Annotated in this window: 14 protein-coding genes; 11 read left to right on the forward strand and 3 right to left on the reverse strand. The window is 67.5% G+C overall.

Annotated features, from left to right (window positions below):
• Nucleotides 1-52: 52 nt before the first annotated feature.
• Genes ACXJ16_RS02210 through ACXJ16_RS02230 form a run of 5 tightly spaced genes read left to right on the forward strand, consistent with a single transcriptional unit; the run spans nt 53 to nt 5,942 of the window.
• Nucleotides 53-1,216: a glycosyltransferase gene (locus tag ACXJ16_RS02210; protein ID WP_324696057.1), complete on the forward strand. Its 1,164-nt coding sequence runs from the start codon at nt 53-55 to the stop codon at nt 1,214-1,216.
• 57 nt (nt 1,217-1,273) lie between these two features.
• Nucleotides 1,274-2,212 carry a hypothetical protein gene (locus tag ACXJ16_RS02215; RefSeq protein ID WP_185997015.1) on the forward strand — a complete coding sequence of 313 codons (939 nt, stop codon included), beginning with the start codon at nt 1,274-1,276 and terminating at the stop codon, nt 2,210-2,212.
• A gap of 52 nt (nt 2,213-2,264) precedes the next feature.
• A complete protein-coding gene (locus tag ACXJ16_RS02220) occupies nt 2,265-3,458 on the forward strand; it encodes a CDP-glycerol glycerophosphotransferase family protein (RefSeq protein WP_324696052.1) in 1,194 nt (397 codons plus the stop codon).
• The gene (locus tag ACXJ16_RS02225; RefSeq protein ID WP_463921129.1) at nt 3,455-4,849 is read left to right on the forward strand and encodes a lipopolysaccharide biosynthesis protein; all 1,395 of its coding nucleotides are present in this window, start codon (nt 3,455-3,457) and stop codon (nt 4,847-4,849) included. The genes ACXJ16_RS02220 and ACXJ16_RS02225 overlap by 4 nt, the downstream gene beginning before the upstream one ends.
• A 4-nt stretch (nt 4,850-4,853) precedes the next feature.
• The gene (locus ACXJ16_RS02230; protein WP_463921130.1) at nt 4,854-5,942 is read left to right on the forward strand and encodes a glycosyltransferase family 4 protein; all 1,089 of its coding nucleotides are present in this window, start codon (nt 4,854-4,856) and stop codon (nt 5,940-5,942) included.
• Here ACXJ16_RS02230 and ACXJ16_RS02235 read toward each other — a convergent pair.
• The 3 genes from ACXJ16_RS02235 to ACXJ16_RS02245 are packed head-to-tail and all read right to left on the reverse strand — an operon-like array spanning nt 5,908 to nt 8,911.
• Nucleotides 5,908-6,804: a glucosamine inositolphosphorylceramide transferase family protein gene (locus ACXJ16_RS02235; protein ID WP_463921132.1), complete on the reverse strand. Its 897-nt coding sequence runs from the start codon at nt 6,802-6,804 to the stop codon at nt 5,908-5,910. The two genes, ACXJ16_RS02230 and ACXJ16_RS02235, sit on opposite strands and share 35 nt — an antisense overlap.
• 6 nt (nt 6,805-6,810) lie before the next feature.
• A complete protein-coding gene (locus ACXJ16_RS02240) occupies nt 6,811-8,244 on the reverse strand; it encodes a sensor histidine kinase (protein ID WP_463921133.1) in 1,434 nt (477 codons plus the stop codon).
• Nucleotides 8,237-8,911, reverse strand: a complete 675-nt coding sequence (locus tag ACXJ16_RS02245; protein WP_443477898.1) for a winged helix-turn-helix domain-containing protein — start codon at nt 8,909-8,911, stop codon at nt 8,237-8,239. Before ACXJ16_RS02245 ends, ACXJ16_RS02240 begins: the two co-directional genes overlap by 8 nt.
• Nucleotides 8,912-9,183: 272 nt before the next feature.
• Here ACXJ16_RS02245 and ACXJ16_RS02250 point away from each other — a divergent pair, with 272 nt between their 5' ends.
• From ACXJ16_RS02250 to ACXJ16_RS02275, 6 genes are read left to right on the forward strand one after another with little or no spacing between them, the layout of a single operon-like run.
• A complete protein-coding gene (locus ACXJ16_RS02250; RefSeq protein WP_463921747.1) occupies nt 9,184-10,515 on the forward strand; it encodes a TolC family protein in 1,332 nt (443 codons plus the stop codon).
• 5 nt (nt 10,516-10,520) lie between these two features.
• The gene (locus ACXJ16_RS02255) at nt 10,521-11,540 is read left to right on the forward strand and encodes an efflux RND transporter periplasmic adaptor subunit (RefSeq protein WP_185998737.1); all 1,020 of its coding nucleotides are present in this window, start codon (nt 10,521-10,523) and stop codon (nt 11,538-11,540) included.
• Entirely contained in the window at nt 11,540-14,611 is a 3,072-nt protein-coding gene (locus ACXJ16_RS02260; RefSeq protein WP_463921134.1) for an efflux RND transporter permease subunit, read from the forward strand. The genes ACXJ16_RS02255 and ACXJ16_RS02260 overlap by 1 nt, the downstream gene beginning before the upstream one ends.
• Before the next feature lie 43 nt (nt 14,612-14,654).
• Entirely contained in the window at nt 14,655-15,635 is a 981-nt protein-coding gene (locus ACXJ16_RS02265; RefSeq protein WP_463921135.1) for an efflux RND transporter periplasmic adaptor subunit, read from the forward strand.
• A complete protein-coding gene (locus ACXJ16_RS02270) occupies nt 15,635-18,736 on the forward strand; it encodes an efflux RND transporter permease subunit (protein WP_463921137.1) in 3,102 nt (1,033 codons plus the stop codon). The genes ACXJ16_RS02265 and ACXJ16_RS02270 overlap by 1 nt, the downstream gene beginning before the upstream one ends.
• A complete protein-coding gene (locus ACXJ16_RS02275; RefSeq protein WP_324696036.1) occupies nt 18,733-20,118 on the forward strand; it encodes a TolC family protein in 1,386 nt (461 codons plus the stop codon). The genes ACXJ16_RS02270 and ACXJ16_RS02275 overlap by 4 nt, the downstream gene beginning before the upstream one ends.
• Nucleotides 20,119-20,127: the final 9 nt, after the last annotated feature.

The raw sequence follows: 20,127 nt of genomic DNA on the forward strand, positions 1-20,127 counted from the left end.
AAATCCTCCGGGGCGCAGTGTGGGTCCGGAGGAATGCCGGAGTCATATCGGCATGACCGAACCTCTCAGGATCGTCCTTCCCATTCACAGCTTTGAGCCGGGCGGGGTTGAGCGCGTCGCGCTGAACCTGGCCCGGCACTGGCAGGACGCCGGGCACGACGTGGTCGTCGTGCTGGGGCGAAACGAGGGCCCGGACCGCGCCTGCGCGCCGCCCGGCCTGCGGTACTGGAGTTGTCGCAGCTTCATCCCCACCGCGCCTTTCGAAACGATCTGGATGATGTGGTGCCTGTGCCTCTATCTGGCGCGGGGCCGGGCCGATGTGCTGTTCTGCCCCGGCAACACCTACACCGTGGTCTGCGTGGTGATGAAGCTGCTGCTGGGCGATCGCTGCCCGCCGGTTGTGGTGAAAGTGAGCAACGACCTTGTTCGCGCCGACAAGCCGCTGCTCCGCCGGCTGTGGTACCGGCTCTGGCTGCGCCTGAACGGACTGTTCCTCGATCGCTTCGTGGCGCTGGCCGAGCCGATGTTCGACGAAGTCGTCAAGGGCATGGGCGTCGCCGCGCATCGGGTGACGACGATCCACGATCCGGCGCTGGACCGGCGCCGCTTCGAACGGTTGCAGGCGATGCCTCGAGAGCGCGCGGCGGGCCGGGCGCTGCGCTACCTCGCGGTAGGGCGGCTGGCGGCGCAGAAGAATGTCGAGATGTTGCTGATGGCTTTCGCCTCGGGGTTCAGGCCGGGTGACCGGCTCACCATCGTTGGCGCGGGGCCGGAGCTTGGCGCGTTACGGCGGGTCGTGCGGACCATGGCGCTGCGGGGTATCGTGACGTTCACCGGCCACCTTCCGTCTCCAGACGAGCATCTCCGGACCTCGGACTGCCTGCTGCTCTCCTCGAACTACGAAGGGGTGCCCGCCGTCGTGATCGAGGCCATCGCCGCGGGCCTGCCGGTCATCGCCACCGATTGCTGCGCCAGCATGAAGAGCTTGCTGGGGGGCGGCACGCGGGGGGTGCTGGTGCCTGTCGGCGACGTGCACGCCATGGCGCAGGCCATTGCCCGCCCGGAACGGCTGCCTCAGCCGGGCCCCGGCGAACGGGCATATGCTGCACGGTTCTCGCTCGAACTGGCCGCAACTTCGTATCTTGCGGTCATGCGCGAGGCCGTTGCCGTGTCCGATCAGGTGCGCACCGCACTCCTCCCGGAGCTGCTGCGTTAGGTCGCGGCCCCACTCCCTTCACAAGACCCGAGGACGATCCGTTTGCTCCCATCTGCCATGCCTGCTGCGCCGTCGCCGCGCTTTCCCCCGCTCCAGGCCCAGGACAGGGCTTCGCGTTTTCGCATGGCGGCCTTGTTGCCGCTGCTGTTCTCGGTGCTCGTGGCGCTGGCCGTGGTGCTGGCGATGAGAGGCATGGACCCGGCGCGGATTTACGCCATGGTCCCGCGCGCGCCGTCCTTCTGGATCGTGTTCGCCGTGTTCTACCTTGCCGGACCGCTCAGCGAATGGGCGATCTTCCACCGGCTCTGGAACCTGCCCGCAGGCGGACTGGTGCCGCTGCTGCGCAAGCTCGTGTGCAACGAACTGCTCTTCGGCTATCTGGGAGAGGCCTACTTCTACACATGGGCGCGCCGCCGCCGCGCGATGACCGCGGCGCCGTTCGGCGCGATCAAGGACGTGGCGATTCTTTCCGCCATGGCCGGCAACGGGGTGACGCTGTTCCTGCTTCTGGCGGTGGTGCCGTTCGTTTCCGCCGGCGATCTCGGGCTGGAGAACGATTCCGTCCTCGTCTCGCTGGGCGTGGTGCTCGTCACCTCGATCGCGGCGATGTTCCTGCGCCGACGCATCTTTTCCCTACCGCGAGAGGAACTGGGCGCGATCCTGGGCATCCATCTGCTGCGCATCGCCGCAACCACGATCCTGTCCGCGGTGCTCTGGCACATGGTGCTGCCGCATGTGCCGGTGGCCTCATGGCTCCTGCTTTCGACCCTGCGCCTGCTGGTTTCCCGGCTGCCCTTCGTGCCCAACAAGGACGTGGCTTTCGCGGGGCTCGCGGTCTTCACGCTCGGGCATGAGACAAGCATCGCCGCCCTGATGACGATGATGGCCTCGGTGATCCTGCTGGTCCACGTGCTGCTCGGCCTCGCGTTGGTGGCCCTGGATGTCCTGCGCCATGTCTCGGGCCCCGCCGGAGCGGAGGAAGCAGGGCACCCATAAAAAATCGAGGCGGCGGGATGCGGGTGTGCTGCCGGTGCGGAGTCCATGCACCATGCGCATAGGATTCCTGTTCAACCACGACCAGATTCACCAGGTCGCCCACAGCCTGCCGATTGCCATGGCCATGGCCGATCAGGGTTTCCCGGGCGAATTGATCGTTGCGACCACGAACGCGGCCCTCGCCGCCGAAGTGCGCCGCCTGGCCGGTGACTATCTCGGCAGGACGATCCGGCATGTCGAACTGGGCCCTTCCACGCTGTCGCGCAGCATGGACGCCTTGCTGGGGCGCGTCGTGCCTGCCGCCAAACTGCTCATCTACCGCGACAATCTCCCGTTTTTCCGCAGTCTCGACGTGCTTGTGGTGGCCGAGAAGACCTCGCTCATCCTCAAGAAGCGCTACGGCCTTCACGATCTCGCGATCGTTCATACCAGACACGGCGCCGGAGACCGGGCGATCGGCTTCGACAAGGCCAGTGCCTGTTTCGATCATGTGCTCTGTTCGGGCACGAAAGTCCGCGACCGCCTGGTGTCCGAAGCCCGGGTCGAACCCACGCGGATCAGCATCGTCGGCTATCCCAAGTTCGACGTCCTGCCCAGCCGGATCGCCAGACGCTTCCTGCCGGCGGGGGAGCGCGTGGTGCTCTACAACCCGCATTGCTCGCCGCATCTGTCCTCGTGGTATCGGCACGGGCACGGCGTTTTCGAGCATTTCCTGAACGACGAGGGCAGCGGGCTGGTCTTTGCACCGCACGTCATGCTGTTCCAGCGGCAGTTCGTCGTGGCCATCGACAAGCTCAGCATCGAAAAGGCGGGGGCCATTCCGCAGCGCTTCCTGCGGGGCGAGAATATCAAGATCGACCTCGGCAGCCGCGCCTCGACCGACATGACCTATACGCTGTCCTCCGATATCTACCTCGGCGATGCCAGCAGCCAGGTCTACGAATTCATGCTGCGCCCGAGGCCCTGCATCTTCCTCAACAGCCACGGGCACGAATGGCGCGGCGATCCCAATTTCCTCCACTGGACAGCGGGCGAGGTCATCCGCAAACCGGACGAGCTGCCGGCCGCGATCGACCGTGCCGAGCAACTGCACGAGGAGCACTATCGCGCGGTGCAGGAGCAACTTTTCGCCAGCAGTTTCGATCTGCAGGACACGCCGTCCTCGGTTCGCGCCGCCATCGCCATCGCGACCTTCGCAGAGCATCGGTCGCCGTCCTTCCGCCCCATGAACCGTCTTTCGGCATGAAGCCGCTCGACGCATTCTTCTGGCGCCGCGCGGCCGGTGAAGGGCCGATCCGCAGGCAGGACAGCCCGGTTCGGCCGGAGGCGTTGCCCGGCGGCATAGTGGGCCGCATCTTCGCCTCACTCGGCATGGTCCTGGGCGGGAAGGCCGGCGCGGGGCTGGTCAGCCTGGCCTATCTGCTGCTGGCGACGCGTTTCCTGGGGCCGACCGAATATGGCGTGCTCGTGCTGGTCCATGCCTATATCACCACGGTTTGCGGCATCGTCGAGTTTCCGTCGTGGCAGGCCATCGTGCGGTATGGAGCCGAGGCCCAGCGGCAGGAAGATCCGCATCGCCTCGTCCGCCTGCTGCGCTTCGGGGCGAAGGTTGAGCTGGTCGGCGGCGTGCTGGCGATACTTTCCGCGGCTCTGCTGGTGCCGCTGGTGGGCGGGCATCTCGGCTGGCCGCCGAAAGCCATGGCCTTCGCACCGTTCTATGCCCTGGCCGTGCTGGGATCGGTGCGCTCTACTCCGGCGGGATATCTCCAGCTCTGCGGGCGTTTCGACCTGCTGGGACTGCACAATCTGGTGCAGCCGCTCTTCCGACTTGGCGGCGCGCTGATCGTCATTGCCTGCGGCTGGGGTATCCGCTCCTTCCTGTTCGCATGGCTGGTCGCCGCGCTGGCCGAGTTCGCGCTCATGTGGGGCATGGGGATATGGCTCGCCGCCCGCAATCTCGGCGCGGCCTTGCCGCATCCTGCGGGTAGCGCCGCGCCCGGCGGCGCGGCGCAGGAGAACCCGGGAATCTGGCGCTTCCTCATCGCCAGCAATGCCGACGTGACTCTAAGCGAACTGGCGGGAAGAGTGGCGCCGCTGGTGGTGGGCTGGGTGCTGGGACCGGCGATGGCGGGGCTCTATTCGGTCGCGCAGCGCGCGACCGTCATCATCGCGCAGCCGGCCCAGATACTGGGCAATACCGCATATGCAGAACTGGCCCATGTGGTTGCCGATGGCCGGGGCGGCGAAGCGCTGCGCCGGATATTGCGAAAGATCGTGACGGTCGGTCTGGTCGCGGCAACGCCGGTGGTGCTGGTCGTGGCGGTGTTCCCGCAGCAGATCCTCCAGCTCCTTGCGGGCCGGGCCTTCACCGAGGCTGCCGGCGTGATGATCGTGCTGGTACTGGCCCGGGCGATAGCGCTGATCGGACCGCCGTGCAGTTCGGCCATTTCCGCGCTGGGCCATCCGTCGCGGTCGATGGCCGCGAACCTTTTCGCAAGCCTCGTATTCCTCTCGGCCATGCCCTGGCTGCTCCAGCGCTACGGGCTGATGGGGGCAGGTATCCAGGCACTGGGACAGGCCATTCTTGCCAGCGGGCTGCTCGTGCTGCTCGTCTGGCGCAGCAGCCTGGGCCGCTAGGACGATGCGGATCGCCTATATCATCAATTCGGTGGAAGGCGGCGGCGCGGCGCTGCCGGTGCCGTCGATCGCGCGGGTGCTGGCAGAGGCCGGGGCCACGGTTCGCGTCTTCGCGCTGACCCGGCGGGACGGCAGGGCGCTTGCCGCGATGGAAGCCGCCGGGCTCGACCCCTGCGTGCGTGACGGCGGCGACAAGGACCACGCACAGGCGCTGCGCTGGCTCCTGCGCGAGTTGCGGGCATGGCACGCCACGCACTTGTGGACCTCGCTGAGCCGGGCGACGGCGCTGGGCCTGCTGGCCGGCCCGAGGCTGGGCCTGCCGGTCGTCTGCTGGCAGCACGCAGCCTTCCTCAAGCCGTGGAACTTCCGCCTGCTGCGCGCGCTGCAACCGCGGGCGAGGCTGTGGGTCGCGGATTCGCAGACCGTTGCCGGGTTCATGAAGGACCGGCTCGGGATAAGGCCGGAACGGATCGCGACCTGGCCGATCTACGCCGTCGATCCGCGAATGCCGGTCGCCCGCGCCTGGCAGCCGGGGCAGGTGCTGCGGATCGGCAGCCTCGGGCGGCTTCATCCGGTAAAGGGCTACGATGTCCTGATCGAGGCGCTGGCGCGGTTGCGGCAGAACGGCTTTACGGCGCCGGTGCCCTGGACGCTGGACATCGCCGGCGAAGGAAGCGAGCGCGGCGCGCTGGAGGCACAGGCGAAGGCGGCGAGGATCGGCGACATTCGCTTGCCGGGCTATGCCGAGGATCCAAAGCGATTTCTGGCAACGCGGCACCTCTACGTGCAGCCTTCCCGTTCGGAAGGGTTCTGCATCGCGGCGCATGAGGGGCTTACCGCAGGCCTTCCCGTCATCGCCTCCAGCGTGGGCGAACTGGTCCATTCGGTAAGGCCTTTCGAGACAGGCTGGCTCTGTCCGCCGGAAAGCCCCGCCGCGCTGGCCGAAAACCTGCGTCAGGCGCTGAGCTATCCCAGCAGGCTGGCCGACATGGGGCAGGCAAGCCGCCGGGATATGCTCGCCCGCTTTTCTCCGGCAAACTTCGCGCGCGCGGGGACTTCTATCTGCGAGCGTATCGCCCCGCCGCCCGTTTGAGATCGAGCGCCATGCCCGCCAGCGAACGGTCGATGGTCTTCACATCGATGAGGGTGACGGCGCCGCACGCGCTCAGGGTATGCATGCCTTCGTACCGGCCCGAAGGACCGGAGGGGATAGCCATCGCATCGTCTGCTTCGGCCGAGAATCCGGTCTCGTCGAGGCGATCGATCCAGAGCGGACGGATCGCGCCGCCGTAAGTCCGCACGCAGTCCTGCGTCGGGAGCATGATGCGACCCTCCACGACAAGCGGGGTTCCGCCGGGGCGCGAGGATTGCCGCCCGCGTCGCACCGGATTGCCGGGGTGCGGCGTCCACCGGCCCGTGAGTGTATCCGCCCAGGCGACGTGAAGCGTGCCCAGCTTGGTGTCGCGACTTTCGGCCGACGAATAGAACAGCCACCAGCGGCCCTCATGTCGCAGGATCGATGCGTCGACCGGCAGGCAGTCCACCTCGATCGTGCATTCCGGGCGCCAGCGGTCCAGCGCGTCATTGCCGCGATAGAGCGTCAACTTGCCCGAGCGATGCGCCTCCGGCAGCATCCAGACCGCGCCTTCGCCCTGAAAGACTTGCGGATAGGACAAGTGCCAGGGCTCCTCCAGCACCAGTCGGCGATCGATCAGCGTGAAGCTCCGGTCGAACGTCAGCCGTTCGATCACCCCGTGACGTGTGCGGTAATCGTATTGCTCGGCAAAGACGTGAAGCCGGTTGCCGTCGTCGAAGCCGAAAGGGTCGGCCAGGAAGGTGAACGCGGGTTCCTGCGGGAACCACACGATGTCCGCTGCGGCATAGTCCGCCGCGAGCACCCGGCTTGCCGGGTGCGGCAGCAATCCGCACTGCCAGATGTCCTTGCGTCTAGGCATGGGCCCTCATAGCTCGCTGCCCGGCTTCGGCAAGCGTGCATGTTCGATCAGAATTTCACCGGAACCGCCGGAAAGCTGGAACCTCACGCTTATTCGCAGGCCGGGCCGATTGTCCTCCAGCAGAAGCGGGGCGTCATGCAGGGCCGCGATGGCGCGCACCAGCGACAGGCCGAGGCCGGAACCCGGTGTGCTGCGGCTCGCGTCCAGGCGGTAGAACCGGACCAGCACCTTGTCGCGCTCCTCGGGCGGGATGCCGGGGCCGTCGTCGGCCACTTCGGCAAGCACCGATCCGCCGCGATGCGCGACGCGCAGGGTCAGCCGCGTTCCCGGCGGTGTGTGGATCAGCGCGTTTTCCACCAGGTTGGTGAACATCTGGGCCAGCAATTCGCCATCGCCCAGCACCGCAAGTCCCGGCTCGATGCAGGTCTCCAGACGCTTGCCGGCATCTTCCGCGACCGGCTCGTAAGCCAGCCCCACCCGTTCCACGATCTCGCTGATGTCCACCGGGGCGAGCCTGCCGCGTCCGGCGCCGCCCTCCAGCGTGCCGATGCGCAGCAAGGCCCGGAAGATGGCGAGGATTTCGTCGGTCTGCTCCAGCGAAACGTCGATGCCGGCATCGTAGGCATCGATCGTCTGCTGGCCGCGTAGGGCCTCCAGCTGCTGGCGGAGACGGGTGAGAGGGGTTCTCAGGTCGTGCGCGATGTCGGTAGATACCTGGCGCAGGCCCTCCATCAGGCCCTGGATGCGGTCGAGCATGAGATTGAGGTTGCTGGACAATTCGTCGAACTCGGGCCCCATGCCGATGGCCGGAAGCCGCTCGTCCATGGCCCCGGCCATGATCCTGCTCACCGAAGTGTTGACCCCGTGCAGACGGCGCACGAACAGACTGCCGACGAAGTAGCCTCCGACCAGCGCGAACAGGGTAATGCCGACCCCGCAGGCCAGCGTGAACGCCCGCAGCCGCGCCATCAGCGCGCGGACATCGAACGTGTCCGTGGCAACCACAAGATGGAGCCCGTCCGGCAAGGCTGTGCCGAGGGTCTGGAAGGTTTCCATCGCCTCGCCCCGCACGGCCACGTTGACTTCCCTGACGCTGAGCGTGCCGCGCCCGTCGAGCCGGACGCCGGAGGGCAGGTCGCCCGCGATCCGGATGCCGTCGCCGCGCACCAGGCGGAACCGGAACTGGGGATCCTTGCCGGTGTGGGAATGGCGGCGGATGGCGTCGGTGAGGCCGGAGAGGCCGAGTGCCCGATATTCCGATGCCAGCACCTTGGCCTCATTGCTGAGAGTCCCGTCCGTTGCCGCGACGGCATAGCCTTCGATCTGGCGCTGCACCGCCACGAGCACGAGCAGCGAGCCCACCGCGAAGACGGCGGCAAACAGCACGGCGAAGCGGAACGCCCCGCTGCGCAGGACATTGCGGCTAAGCGGCTCAGCCACCGTCGATCCGATATCCCGCCCCCCGGACCGTCTGGATCAATTCGCGATCGAAGCCGCGATCCACCTTGGTGCGCAGCCGGCTCATGTGGCTCTCTATGATGTTGCTGCGCGGATCGAAGTGGAACGACCAGACGTTCTCCAGCAACATCGTGCGCGTCACCAGTTCGCCGGCGTGGCGCATGAGGTATTCGAGCAGCTTGAACTCCTGCGCCTGCAGTTCGATCTTTCCGCCCGCGCGCATCACGGTGCGGCGGATCAGGTCCACTTCCAGATCGGCGACTTTCAGGACCGCTACGGCGTCGGGAATCGGAGGGCGCCGCAGCAGCGCATTGAGGCGCGCCACGAGTTCCGATACGGCAAACGGCTTCACGAGATAGTCGTCGGCGCCCGCTTCGAGGCCCTGTACCCGGTCGTCCACGCCATCCATCGCCGTCAGCAGCAGGACCGGCGTGCGAATGCCGGCGGCACGCAGCGCCTTCATCACGCTGAGGCCGTCAACGCCCGGGACCATGCGATCGAGCACCAGCACATCGTACTGGCCGCTCGTCGCCATGAACAGCGCATCGGCGCCAGAGCTGCAGCCGTCGATCACATGGCCCGCGGATTCGAGCGATCGTCCGACGTGCCTTTGCAGCTCTTCATCATCCTCAAGGAAGAGGATTTTCATCTCGGCCCGTTCTCCGCGGCAGGTACTTGTATCGCCTCCATTATGGCGCACACTCGGCATCGCCATGCAAGTTGGGAATTCCTAACATTCGGCTCACCTTGGGCGAATGTACCTGCTCTTATTACGCGTCCGAAGGTCTTGCCGGAGGTGATTGGCGATAATGGCATGCAGCGCATCGAAGATCGTCCTTGCGGAACAGGCATAGCGCCGTGGCACGCTCTTTCGCCGCCATGCGTCCGCATCGCCTTGCTCCCGTCCCGACCCGGGGCGCGATGAAGGTTCTGATCGGCCTCGCCGTGGCCACGGTCAGCGGCTGCGCGCATTACACGCCGCTTCCGCTGCCGACTTCGGCGCCGCTGGCAAGCGATGTGCAGGGCCTGTCCGGCGAGGCGCCGTCCGCGCCGCTTTCGGTGAACGAGGTGGCGTTGCTGGCGCTGGCGAACAATCCCGATCTCCAGGCCGTCCGGGCGGGCAGGGCGGTCGCCTCGGGGCAGACGAGGCAGGCGGGCCTGCTGCCCAATCCGTCGTTGTCTGCCGCCTTTCTTCCGCTTCTGTCCGGTGCGGGCACGGTGCCGGGCTGGAACATCGGCATCGCGCAGGACATCAAGGCGCTGATCACCTACAAGTCGCGGCGCCGCGCCGCATCGGACAGCGAGCGGCAGGTCGCCGCAGACGTGGTCTGGCAGGAGTGGCAGGTTGCCGGAAAGGCCCGCCAGCTCGCGGCGAGCCTGATAATGGGCGCGCGCAGCCGCCCGGTCTACGTCGAGGCCTATGAACTGCTCCGCAGCAGGAACGCCCGGCTGGAGACCGCGCTGGCCGCGCGGACCGTGACCTTGAGCACCGTCGCGCCCGATCGCGTGGCGCTGCAATCGGCCCGCGCCGCGCTCGATGCGCTCGATCAGAACCAGCTTGCCCTGCGCCACCAGCTCAATGCCTTGCTCGGGCTCCGGCCCGATGCGGTGATCGCGCTGGCGGACAAGGCGGAGCTGCCGCCTTTCGATCCTGCGCAAATCAGGGCGACCCTTGCCGACCTGCCAGGTCGGCGCCCGGATCTGCTCGCCCTGCGCATGGGCTATGCCTCTGCTGACGAGTCCGTCCGGCAAGCCATCCTGTCGCAGTTCCCGGACTTCGTGCTGGGCGGCAGCGCGGCGAGCGACAATTCCAAAGTGGTCAGCGGCGGCCCCAACGTCACCCTCGGCCTGCCGATCTTCGACCGCGGGCAGGGCAACATCGCCATCGCCAATGCGACGCGGGCCAGGCTTCATGCCGAGTATGCCGCGCGTCTGGCGGCGACTGTCGGCGAAGTCGGCGCTTTGCTGGCGGAGACGGAACAACTCGCGGCCCAGCTCGAAAATGTGCGCCGCGACCTTCCTGCCGCCCGCATGGCTGCGGAACGGGCAAGGACCGCTTTCTCCGCATCGAACCTCGATGAGCGCGCCTACCTCGATCTCGCCGCGAACCGCTTCGCCAAGGAACAGGAAGCGATGACGCTGGAAGCTGCCCTGCTGGACCGCAAGATCGCGATCCTGACGCTTACGGGGGCCGGGCTGCCCACTGCCGACCTTCCCTCGGAGCCCGCCCCGGAACCCGGAGTGAACCCTTGAAAATCATGCATTTCCCGATTGCCGCTACCCTGCTGGTACTCAGCGCCTGCGGGAGCGGCCCTTCGGAGCCCGACAGGACGCCAAGCGTCCTCGTCACGGTCGTGCGGCCGGTGCGCGGGGCGCTTCCAGCCACGATCACCGCCTATGGCTCCGCCTCGCCGTCCGAGGCGGGTACATCCTCCATCAGCATGGCGCAGCCCGGACAGCTCACTTCACTGGCGGTGACGCAGGGCACTGCGGTGCGGGCGGGGCAGGTGCTGGGCACCTTCGCCGTCGCGCCTTCCGCAAGGAGCGCCTACCTGCAAGCCGCCGATGCCCTTGCGGCGGCAGAGAAGCAGCGCCGCTCGGCCGCGCAGCTCCTGTCCCAGCAACTTGCGACGTCCGACCAGCTCGTCCAGGCAGACAAGGCAGTTGCCGATGCGCGCACCGCGCTGGCCGCGCTTGCGGCCGAAGGCGCGGGCAGGTCGGTTCAGACGCTCACGGCGCCGTTCGCCGGTATCGTCACTTCGGTTACGGCCGCGAGCGGCGATCGCTTGCAGCCCGGCGCTGCGATCATGACCCTTGCCCGTCAGGGCGGAATAGTCGTGACCGTCGGCATCGATCCCGCGGAGCGGGGCGGCGTGGCTCCCGGGCAGGCGGCCAGCATGAAACGCCTTTCGGGCGGCGGCGGCATCGCCGGAAAGGTGGTGCGGGTGGACGGCATGCTCAACCCGAAGACACGGATGGTCGATGTAGACCTCGGCTTCCCGGCCGGTGCGCTGCTGCCGGGAGAGGGCATGGAAGTTGCCATCCGCACCGGCGACGTGGCGGGATGGGTCGTGCCTCATGCGGCGGTCGTCACGGCAGGAGGCCCCGCGCGCATCTTCCAGGAGGCCGGTGGCAAGGCCAAGGCCGTGCCGGTGCAGGTCCGGCTTTCCTCCCCCGAGGGTGACGTGGTGGACGGGCCGGTAGATCCCCGTCGGCCGATCATCGTCGAGGGGGCCTATCAGGTGAACGACGGCGATGCCGTGCGGTGGGGGCGTTGATGCTCGAACGTCTGCTGCGCTCGCAATCGCGCGCCTTCGTGCTGGTTGCGCTGGCGATGGCGCTGGCCGGGCTGATCGCGGCGTTCTCGCTGCCGATCGGGTTGTTTCCGCAAGTCTCGTTTCCCCGCGTCGTCGTCGATCTCGATGCAGGCAGCCGTCCCGCCGACCAGACCGCGCTGACGGTGACCCGTCCGGTGGAGGAAGCCATTCGCGCGGTGCCCGGTGTGCAGGACGTGCGCTCGGAAACCAGTCGCGGTTCGGCGCAGATCTCCATCGACTTCGGCTGGGGCCGCGACATGGTGTCGAGCACGCTGATGGTCGATTCCGCCATCGCCCGCATCCTGCCGACCTTGCCCGCCGGAACACAGTACGACGTGCGCCGGATGGACCCGACGGTGTTCCCGATCATCTCCTATGCGCTGGTTTCCGACACCGCCGATCCGGTCGCCCTGCAGGACTTCGCGCGCTATCAGGTCACGCCGCTGCTGTCCTCGATCCCCGGCCTTGCCCGCGTGGGTGTGCAGGGCGGCGAGACTGCCGAAGTCCAGGTTCTGGCCGATCCGCAGCGCCTTGCCGATCACAACCTCGCCATGGCGGACCTTGCAGCCGCGATCCGGGGCGGCAACGTGCTCAGCGCGGTGGGCCAGGTGCAGGATCGCGGCCGCCTGTCTCTGGTGATCGCCGACCGCAGCGTGCCGGGCGCGGATCAGGTCGGCAATATCGTCGTCCAGTCGGACCCCGCCGGAATCGTCCGCGTGCGCGACGTGGCGACCGTCCAGAACGGCACCGTGCCGCAATGGCAGCGCATCGTCGAGGATGGGCGGCCGGCGGTGCTCTTCAACATCTATGAGCAGCCGGACGGCAATGCCGTGCAGATCGCGCGGGAAGTGCAGGCCAAGCTGGCGACCCTGAAGCTGCCTGCAGGCGTCAGGCTGGTGAACTGGTACGACCAGAGCGAACTGGTCACGCAATCCGTGGCGAGCGTTCGCGACGCGGTGCTGATCGGCCTGGTCCTTGCCGGGCTGGTGCTGCTCTGGTTCCTGCGCAGCTGGCGCGTGACGCTGGTGGCCGCGATCGTGGTTCCCGCCACGCTGGCGGCCACGGTGCTGGTGCTCAGTGCGCTCGGAATGTCGTTCAACATCATGACGCTGGGCGGCATCGCGGCGGCTGTCGGCCTGCTGATCGACGACGTGATCGTCATGGTCGAGCACATCGCCCGGCGCGCCGGTGCCAGCGGCAAGGACGGCGCGGTGGCGGGCAAGGATGCAGTGTTCCCCGCCGCACGCGAATTCATGGCGCCGCTCACCGGATCGAGCCTGGCAACGCTGATCGTGTTCCTGCCACTCTCGTTCCTGACGGGCGTGACCGGGGCCTTCTCCAAGGCGCTTTCGGTGACCATGGCCGCCGCGCTTGCAATCTCATGGGCGATGACGGCCTTTGTCGTGCCGGTGCTGGTCCACCGGCTGGTGGACTTCGGCAAGTGGCGCGATCCGGGCGAGGCGGGAGAGGGGCGCCTGGGACGCGCGCACGACCGGACGCTCGATGCGCTGGGGCGCAGGCCGTGGCTGCTGGCCGCTATCCTCGTGCCGCTGCTGATCGTGGGATATCTTGGCTACAGCAATGTGCCCACCGGCTTCATGCCCCGGGTCGACGAGGGCGGTTTCGTCATGGATTACTACACTGCGCCGGGAACCTCGCTTGATGAAAGCACGCGGCAGATCGCGCAAGTCGACCGTATCCTGAGCGGCAATCCGCAAGTGCTCACGTTTTCCCGCCGCCTCGGCACCGGGCTGGGCGGGGACCTTGGCCAGAGCTACCACGGAGATTATTTCGTCCGCCTGAAGCCCGGCCATGCCACGCCGACCGAGGAACTGGCCGCCGCCGTCGCGGACGAGGTTTCCGTGAAAGTCCCCGGTGTCGAGGTCGAAGTGGCGCAGCTCATGGAAGACCTCATCGGCGACCTGACCACCGTGCCGCAGCCCATCGAAGTGAAGCTGTTCTCGTCCGATCCGTCGGTGCTCGACGATCAGGCGAAGAAGGTGGCTAAAGTCGTTTCCGGGATTTCCGGCGTGGTCGAGGTCAAGGACGGCGTACAGCTTGCGGGCGATGCCATCGATGTGGCCGTCGATCCGGTGCGTGCCGGAATGGAAGGCGTCTTGCCCGCCGATGTCGAGACCCAGCTAGCAGACGCGCTCAGCGGCACCGTCGCCACAACGCTGCCCCAGGCGAGCAAGACGGTCGACGTGCGGGTGCGCCTGCCGAATGCCACGACCATGAGCGAAACCGAACTCGCCCGCCTGCCGATCCGGGCGAGCGATGGACACCTGTTTCCGCTGTCGCGCGTGGCCAGCCTGACATCGGTCGCCGGCCAGCCACAGATCGCGCGTGAGAATCTGGAACCGATGGTGGCGGTGACGGGCCGCATCCAGGGACGCGGCATCGGCGCGGCGGTTGCCGACGTTACCGCCGCGCTCGACAGGCCCGGTGTTCTCGCGCCCGGGGTGCGCTACGAGATGGGCGGGCTCTATCAGCAACAGCAGATCGCTTTCTCCGGGCTTCTGCATGTCTTCGGTGCCGCTCTGGTCGCCGAATTCATCCTTCTGCTCGTGCTTTACCGGCGCCTTTGGCTGCCGGTCATTATCATCGGCTGCTCGTTGCTTTCGACGACAGCGGTCTTCACCGGGCTGTGGCTTGCCGGGGTGGATCTCAACATTACCGCGCTGATGGGCATGACCATGATCATCGGTATCGGCACCGAAATGGCGATTTTCTACGTTTCCGAGTTCGAGGAAATGTCCCGCCACATGCCGCCCGCAGAAGCCGCGCGCGAGGCGAGCCGCAACCGTGTGCGCCCGATCACGATGACGACGCTGGCCGCCATTCTCACGCTGCTGCCGCTTGCGCTGGCGATCGGGCAGGGCTCCGGCATCCAGCAGCCGCTTGCCATCGCGATCGTCTCCGGCCTGCTGCTGCAATATCCGCTGGTCCTGCTGGCCATGCCGCTCCTCGTGCGGCTGACCTTGCCGAAGGCAGGAAACGGGCCGGGACGCAAACATTGGGAATTTGTATAGGGACGTCCAGCGCCGCCCAATGCGCGCCGGGTAAGCGTCGGCCATGCGCCAGCTTGCCTATCTGACCCTGCCGATCGCCCTTGCGGCCTGTAGCAAAACGGATTCGCGGAGCTCCGCGCCGCCATCCCATGCCGAACTGATCGCTCATGAAAGCGAATTGCTGAAGTTGACGTTGACGCCGGAGGCGCAGCACCGGCTCGGCATTGTCACGGCGCGGCCGGGAGGCGGCGCGGCCGGGCAAGTCCGGCAGGTGACCGGCGAGATCGTGGTTCCTCCCACCACGGCCAACGGGGTGCCGACCAACTCGCTCACCAACCTCCAGCAGGTCGGCGCGCAGCAGGCGGCGGCCGATGGCGAAGTGGCGCGAACCGAGGCTCAGGCGCGACTGGCGCGGATCGCCCTGACCCGCGCCGAAAACCTCGTGCGGGAGGAAGCAGGAAGCATCCGGGCGCGGGACGAAGCGGCGGCGGCCTTCGCGGCAGCGCAGGCCGCGCTTGGCGCCGCAAGGCAGCAGAGAGCGCTGCTGGGGCCGGCGATAGGATCGCTCGGCAATCAGTCCGTTCTCTGGGTGAGGGCCTCGGTCTTTGCCAGCGATGTCGGCGCGATCCAGCGGGGCGGCTCCGCCACGGTTCGGGCGCTCGGCGCGGATGCGGTGTCGCACAGCGCACGCCCCGTCCAGGCCCCGCCCTCCGCCGACGGAACGGCCGGCACCGTGGATATCTATTACGCGCTCGGCAACGACGGGCGCAGCTTCCGTGTCGGGCAGCGCGTGGCGGTGGACCTGCCGCTTTCCGGCAGAACCCAGGGTCTTTCGGTCGCCTCCTCGGCTATCGTTCGGGACATCTACGGCGGGGAATGGCTCTATCGGCGGACAGGCAAGGACACTTTCGTCCGGCAGCGCGTCGAAGTGGCGAGTGAAACCGGCGGCACCGCATTGCTCGCGCGGGGGCTGGAGCCGGGCGCCGAAGTCGTGACGGTAGGCGCGGCAGAGCTGTTCGGCACCGAATTCGGGGCGGCTCACTGATGCTGGCCGGTCTTGTCCGTTTCGCGCTGGTCCAGCGCGTGCTCGTGCTTGCCCTGGCCGCATTGCTTGTCGTGCTGGGCGTAAGGGCGGGCCGCGATGTCCCGCTTGACGTCTTTCCAGAATTTGCGCCGCCCATGGTCGAAATCCAGACCGAGGCGCCCGGCCTGTCCACCGAAGAAGTGGAAAGCCTTGTCACCGTGCCGATCGAGACCGCGGTCAATGGCGTGCCCGACCTGATGACGCTGCGCTCGAAGTCCGTGCTTGGGTTGTCCTCGGTGCAGATCCTTTTCGCGCGCGGGACCGATGTGATGCGCGCGCGCCAGATGGTGGGGGAGCGCATCGCGCAGGTCCAGCCCCGCCTGCCGGTGGCGGCGCGCCAACCGGTGCTCATGCCGCCGCTCTCTTCCACCAGCCGCGCGATGAAGATCGGGATCACCTCGGCCAGGCTGGATCAGATGAAGCTTTCGGAGCTGGTTCGCTGGACCATCCGCCCCCGGCTGATGGCGGTCCCCGGCGTTGCCAATGTCGCCGTCTGGGGCCAGCGCGACCGCCAGCTTCAGGTCCTCGTCGATCCGGACCGGCTTCGCGCCGCGGGCGTCACCCTTGCCGAAGTGCGGGCTGCAGCAGGAGACGCGGTTCTGGTGGGCGGCGGCGGCTTCATCGACACGCCGAACCAGCGTCTTGCCGTTCAGCAGGGCGGCATGGTGCAGGACGCCGCGCAACTGGGGCAGGCCATCGTGCGCCAGTCCGGCAATGCGCCGGTGAGGATTGCCGATGTCGCCCGCGTGGTGGACGGTCACGCACCGCCCATCGGCAACGCCATCATCGACGACGTTCCCGGCATCATGCTGATTGTCGAGAAGCAGCCGACCGCCAATACGCTGGAACTGACCCACGCGGTCGAAGCCGCTCTTGATGAACTGAAGCCGGGCCTGACGGACGTGAAGGTCGACACGACCATCTTCCGTCCCGCCACGTTCATCGAGCGTTCGATCGACAACCTGACACGGGCGCTGCTGATCGGCTGCGCACTGGTGGCGGCGGTCCTGTTCCTATTCACCAGGGACTGGCGGCAGGCGGTGATCAGCCTCACGGCGATTCCGCTTTCGCTGCTTGGCGCGGGGCTGGTGCTGCTGTGGAGCGGGGCGACGATCAACGTCATGGTGATCGCCGGGCTGGTCATCGCGCTGGGCGAAGTGGTGGATGATGCGATCATCGACGTGGAGAACATCGCCCGGCGGCTACGGCTCAACCGCGAGGCGGAAGATGTCAGGCCCGCCTTTGCGGTGGTGCTCGCCGCCTCGCTGGAAGTGCGCTCGGCGGTCGTTTTCGCCTCGCTGATAGTGATGCTCGTGTTCCTGCCGATCTTCTTCCTCGGCGGCGTGGCGGGCACCTTCTTCCAGCCCCTGGCGGTCGCCTACGTACTTGCGATCGCGGCTTCGCTGCTGGTTGCGCTGACGGTGACACCGGCGCTCTGCCTTTTGATCCTTCCCAACGCTCCGGTGACGCAGGAACGCGATACCCGCTTCGTACGCTGGCTGAAGCGCGGCTATTCCGGCGCGTTGCCCTGGGTCTTGATGCGCTCGCGCATGGCGGGGGGTGTCGTTGCAGGAGGACTGGTGCTCGCGGGGCTGGGCTATGCGGGGTTCAAGGACCAGTTCCTTCCCGACTTTCGCGAGACAGACTTCCTCATGCATTTCGTGGAGAAGCCGGGCACTTCGATCGAGGCGATGGACCGCATCACCATGCGTGCCTCGAAGGAACTGCGCGCGATACCCGGTGTGCGCAATTTCGGAGCGCATATCGGCCGTGCCGAACAGGCTGACGAGGTCGTCGGGCCGAACTTCACCGAATTGTGGATCAGCCTTGACGAACAGGCAGACTATGATGCGTCCGTTGCCCGCATCAAGCGCGTGATCGACGGCTACCCCGGCCTGTTCCGCGACGTCCTCACCTATCTGCGCGAGCGTATCAAGGAAGTGCTCACAGGCGCGGGTGCCACTGTGGTCGTGCGGATATACGGGCCCGATCAGGCGGAACTGCGCGCCGCAGGTGAGCGTGTTCGCGATGCCGTGGCAGGGGTGGGCGGTGTTTCCGATCTCAAATTGGAAAGCCAGGTGCTCGTGCCTCAATTGCGCATCCGACCGCGCCCGGAGGAGCTGGCCCGTCTGGGGCTGACCGCCGGCGAGGTGCGCCGTCAGGCCCAGACGCTTGTGGCGCAGCAGAAAGTGGGCGAGATCTACCGGGACCAGAAATCGTTCGACGTCACGCTCTGGGGCGAGCCCCGGGTTCGCGGCTCTATCCACGCCTTGCGTGACCTGATGATCCAGTCGCCCGCCGGAGCACCCGTGCGCCTTTCGGACGTCGCCGAGGTGGAAGTGGTTCCCGCGCCTAACGAGGTGAAGCGTGAAAACGGCCAGCGCCGCCTCGACGTGACCATGAACGTTGCCGGAGCGGACCTTGGAACGGTGGCGCGCGGGGTGGAGGCTGCCGTTGCCAAAGTGCCCTTCGCCGCGGGTTATCATCCCGAAGTGCTGGGTGAATACGCTGCCTTGAAGGAATCGCGCCAGCGGCTCTGGACGACCGGCGCGCTCTGCCTTCTCGGCGTGCTGCTGCTGGTCTGGATCGAGTTCCGCTCGCGCCGGATCACGGCGCTGGTCGGCGTCAGCCTGCCTTTCGCGCTTGTCGGGGGCGTCGTCGCGGTCGCGCTCACCGGTGGGGTGCTGTCGCTGGGCTCGCTCGTGGGCTTCGTAACGGTGATCGGCATAGCGGCGCGCAACGGCATCATGCTGCTTTCGCATTACCGGCATCTTGAACGTGAGGAGGGCATGGCATTCGGCCGCGAACTCGTGCTGCGCGGCGCCGAGGAAAGGCTGGTGCCGATCCTGATGACCGCCGCCTGCGCCGGTCTGGCGCTGGTTCCGCTGATTGCGGCGGGCAATGCCCCGGGCCACGAGATCGAACATCCCATGGCCATCGTCATTCTTGGCGGGCTGGTATCGTCGACCTTGCTCAATCTCTTCCTGATGCCCGCGCTCTACGCAAGGTACGGCCAGGAACGCGCAGAAGGACCGGTCCGGGGCGCGGAGGTATCGGCATGATCTTGCGCCTTCCACTATGGGCCGGTCCGCTCGCCGCGCTGGCCGTGACCGGATGCATGGCCCCTCCCGCGCCGATCAAGCCGGAAATTCCGCCAGCGGCTGCCGGCCGCTTCGCCGATCTCCCGGTCGCGACGCTCGACCCGGTGCCCGAAGACTGGTGGCGCCTCTACGAGGATCCAGCACTGGATTCCCTCGTCGAAGCCAGTCTCCTGGCCAATGCCGATCTGCGCGTCGCTTATGCCAATCTCGAAGGCGCGCGCGCGGCCTCGAGATTGGCGCGCGCTGCGCGGCTTCCCACCACGACGATCGAAAGCGCGCTCACCGTCGACGATCCCGGCAACCAGCCCGGTGCGGTGTCCGTTCCGGCGAGCGACTGGGATATCGCGGCGACCGCAAGCTGGGATATCGACCTGTTCGGTCGGCTCCGGTCCGGCGCGCTCGCCGCCAGCGCCGATGCCGAAGCGCAGGCGGCGGCGCTTGATGGAGTCAGGGTTGCGGTCGTGGCCGATACGGTTCAGGCCTATCTCGAATCCTGTGCCGCCTCGCAGGCAATCGCAGAGGCTGGGGCGGTGGCAGCAGCGCAGGAGCGCTCGCTTGCGCTGGTTCGCGAACAGTTGTCGGCCGGGGAAGTCTCGCCGCTGGAAGTTTCGCAGGCAGCCACCCTGGCTGCCTCGACCAGAGCGGGTATCGCGCCGTTCGAGGCGGCGCGCGCGAATGCGCTCTATCGGCTCACCACGCTGAGAGGTCGCCCCCCCGCCGAGGCGCGCGTCGATGGGCCGGGCTGCACGATGATCCCGCGCCTGAAGGTGCCGGCGCCGGTCGGGGACGGCACTGCACTGCTGCTCCGCCGGCCCGATGTGCGCGAGGCCGAACGCAGGCTGGCAGCCTCTGCCGCCCGGATCGGCGTGGCGCGCGCCGACCTCTATCCCCGCGTCAATCTGGGCGGGGCGCTGGGCCTGCTCTCGGGCGGTTTCGACGCGGCCATATCGCCGCTGATAACCTGGGCCTTTCCCAATCAAGGGCCGGCACGGGCGAAGCTTGCTCAAGCCCGGGCTGCGGAGCAGGCCGCCCTTGCCGGCTGGGATGTAGCGGTCCTGAAGGCGCTCCGGGAGGTCGAGACCGCGCTTGCCGCCTACGATGCCGAACTGCGACGCAATCGCGATCTCGGGGCTGCGGCAGATGAGGCACGCGCTTATGCCCGCCGGTCCGCGGCGCGCGTCCGGCTGGGCGATGCGGCAAGCCTGCTCCAGATCGATGCCGAGCGCACCCTGGCTGCCGCGCGCCTTGCGAAAATCCAGAGCGATCTTGCGGTCGCCCAGGCGGAAGTCGCGCTCTTTCGCGCGCTCGGTGGCGGCTGGCGTAGCGGGTCGCAGGCGCGCTAGGCTGCGTCC

Source organism: Novosphingobium sp. TK71, from assembly GCF_055361505.1.